The 3348-nt window shown below is 43.2% G+C and carries 1 protein-coding gene; it reads right to left on the bottom strand.

What is annotated here, in order from left to right; genetic code table 11:
* Positions 1-253 precede the first annotated feature (253 nt).
* Positions 254-3091, bottom strand: a complete 2838-nt coding sequence (locus tag ACEW8F_RS01505; RefSeq protein ID WP_373481706.1) for an EAL domain-containing protein — start codon at positions 3089-3091, stop codon at positions 254-256.
* Between the last annotated feature and the right edge of the window lie 257 nt (positions 3092-3348).

The raw sequence follows: 3348 nt of genomic DNA, 5'->3' as shown, positions 1-3348 counted from the left end.
TCGATGAACTTGATCTAATTGAGCTGTTTGAAGCCCCTGGGCATGGTCGAGTACTTGGTGAAGTTACTGAAAAGCAGAAGGATCTTTATGAAGCATTAGGGATTGATCCTCCATCGTTATAAATTTCGGGAATCCAGGTTACATCATGTTGTACGCATCGGAGCGGACACGGCATCGCCTGTCCGATTCCGCAGCGAACAACAGATTAACAATTGGTCGGTACGGTAGTTTACGACAACCGCAGGGATAAGGCTTAGCCATTATCCCTTTTTGATTGTTCCATAAAAGCCAGCAGCTCGTCTTCACCAAGCGGTTTGGAGTAGTAAAAGCCCTGGGCAATGTGACAATTGTTTTTAAGTAAAAAGTCAATCTGTTCTGGAGTTTCCACCCCTTCGGCAATGACCTGAAGATTGAAATTGCCAGCCAGTTCAATGATGACCTTGGCAATGGTGCCGTTGTCGTAATGGGGAATTCCTTTAATAAAGGAACGATCGATTTTTATTTTATCTACCGCAAATTTTTTCAGGTAGCTCAGGGAGGAGTAGCCGGTTCCAAAATCATCAATGGAAACCTGGATCCCCATCCCATGGAATTCGCTGATGATCGATTCACATTCATCCTCATTGTCCATTAGAATTCCTTCGGTAATTTCAAGCTCCAGCAGCTCCGGTGGCAGCTTGGTCCGGGTCAAAATGGACTGGATCAGTTCCCCGATATAAGGGGCCTTAAACTGGAGCATCGACAGATTAACCGCAATCGGGGTTTGGTAACCGATGGATGCCAGTTTTGTTCCAAATTCACAGGCATTTTCAAGCACCCATGCGCCAAGGGGGATAATCAGATTTGATTCTTCGGCAATGGTAATAAAGCTTCCTGGAGGTACCATGCCATCGACGCTGTTCCAGCGGATTAAAGCCTCCAGACCGATAATCTGATTGGTGGCCATATCCACCTGGGGCTGGTAGTGAAGAATAAATTCATCGTTGCTCAGGGCGTTGCGCAGTTTATTCTGCATCTCATATTTTTGAATTGAGAGGCTGTTGATTTCCTTGTCATAGAATTCAAAACGGCGGCTCTTATTGGCTTTGACATTGTTCAGGGCTGAAGCGGCGGTTTTCAGAAGCTTGGCATAATGGTTGGCATCGCTGGGGTAGAGACTGATTCCGATACTGACGTCAACGATGAGTTCTTCGTCATTAATAGCGATCTGTCTTTCCAGATTCTTGCTCAAGCTCAGAATATACGCATATAAATCTTCATTGGAAGAAACATGGGCTTTAAGGATTCCAAACTCGTCATTCCCCAAACGGGCCAGCACATCCTGGTCAGTGATCAGGGTTTTCAGACGATTGGCCAGGGCAATCAGGACCTTATTGCCAAAATCAAAGCCTTTTGCCTCATTGATAATTCTAAAATTATCGATATTGATCAGGATCAGGGCATGGCTGCCGATATTTTCGGTGTCCCCACTGATGAGTTCCATTCCCGATTCATCGAGAAATGCCTTATTGTTCAGTTTGGTCAGATGATCAAAATACTTCAGATAGTAAATATCTTTTTCGATTTGCTTATGGGCCGTGAGATTGGTGATATTGCCGATATAGTAATCGTTGGCTCCGTTTTTCACCTTGCTGATCCGCAGAAAAAGAAACAGGATATCTTCCGAATTATGAGTATATTCAATTTCACCGGTCCAGACCGGATTCATTTGCAGGCTTTCGAGCAGCGGTTGATTGATGAGGATATTGTTCTCAGACAAATTTAGAGCCGGGATTTCTGTTTCGGGAATACCGATCATTCTGGAAAATGCCGTATTATGGTAGATACAGAAAAATTTCTCATTCAGGATAAAAATACCTTCGTCAGTGCCGGATAATAATTCCAGAATCATTTCCAGCTGGGATTGAACTTCCCGGCGTTTGTCAATTTCTTCATTCAGGGTTTCATTGTTGGCTTGGACTTCTTCAATATACTGGGTAATTCGGTGACTCATCAGATTAAGCCCCCGGGATAAAATACCGATTTCATCCTCACGACTGTAAAGTGCATCCGGCAGATTGATTTCCTGATCACCCTGACTGAAGGTTTCAACCGAGTCAGAAATGGTCACAATCGGTTCTGAAATAAGCCGGGTCATGCGTTTGATAAACAGGGCGATCAAAAGAAGCAGAACCAGCGAAATAAATAAAAGACTGAAGATAAACTGGTTTAGCGAGGCCAGAACTTCAGATTGTGGTATTACGGTGGCCACAATCCAGTTTGAAGACTGGGTTGGCACATAGGCAATATATTTAGCATTATCCCCTGCACCGTGTTCAATGACGCCGCTGTTTCCCGAGGTGATTTGGGCCATATAGGGGTCGAGATAGGCAAAAGGATTGGCACCATCGGCAGCAAAAACCTTGAGATCAACGGGGTGATAAAAGAGCGTCCCATCTTTATTAATTAATAGGGTATAGCCGTTTTTTCCCACCGTGTAGGTATCCATGAGTTCAGAAATATCAGAAACCAGTAGATCAATACCCATGGCTCCGATCACGTAGTTATTTTTAAGGATCGGGGTGGTGATGGAAACCACCATTTTTTCGGTGACAATATCAATATAAGGGCTGGTGACGGTTATGCCCCGGGATTTTAATGTTTCAATATACCAGAGCCGCTTGTTCAGATCATAATCTGGTTTGGGATCAAACTCGGCGGTCGAAGAAATGACATCATTGGACTTGGTGATGCCGAGGTAAGCCAGTGAAATATTGGCGTCGGAGGCCTTAATCGCCTGGAGTTCCTGGGTCACCACATTGAATAGCGGATGCTGCCGTTTTTCCTCCCGGGTATTGAGGGCTTCGGTAATGGCCTGATAATCCTGGTTGGTTTTCATCTGTTCGACAATGACAATATTTTTTTCAATAAATTTATCAATTTCAGTGGCAATCTGTTGAGCATCCTGAGATATTTCCTCTTTGCTGTTCGCTTCAAAAAAACTACTCAAAAGTTGGATCGAAATGATTCCATAAACAGCAAAGGCGACAATAATAAATCCGATAACAATCGTACCAATCCGACGGATCAGGCTCTTTTTAAACCACTGCACGGGTGTTCCATCCTTTCTTTGAAGATTAAGTCAATATTAAAACTGTTAGTTTTAGCTTGCTTTTTCATGTTCTTATTATAAACGAAAAAGATCATAAAGAAAAATAAATTTTAATGTATTGACAGGAATATATCAATTATGTTAAAGTTTAATCAATTAAATATGAAGTCTTCAGGGCAGGGATAGTTTCCCTACCGGTGGTATAGCCCACGAGCCGCAAGGTATGATTCGGTGTAATTCCGAGGCCGACAGTTAAA

Source organism: Acetobacterium sp., from assembly GCF_041752335.1.
Taxonomy (GTDB): domain Bacteria; phylum Bacillota; class Clostridia; order Eubacteriales; family Eubacteriaceae; genus Acetobacterium.
Note: the sequence above shows the minus strand (reverse complement) of the source record. Positions and strands in the feature narration are given on the sequence as shown.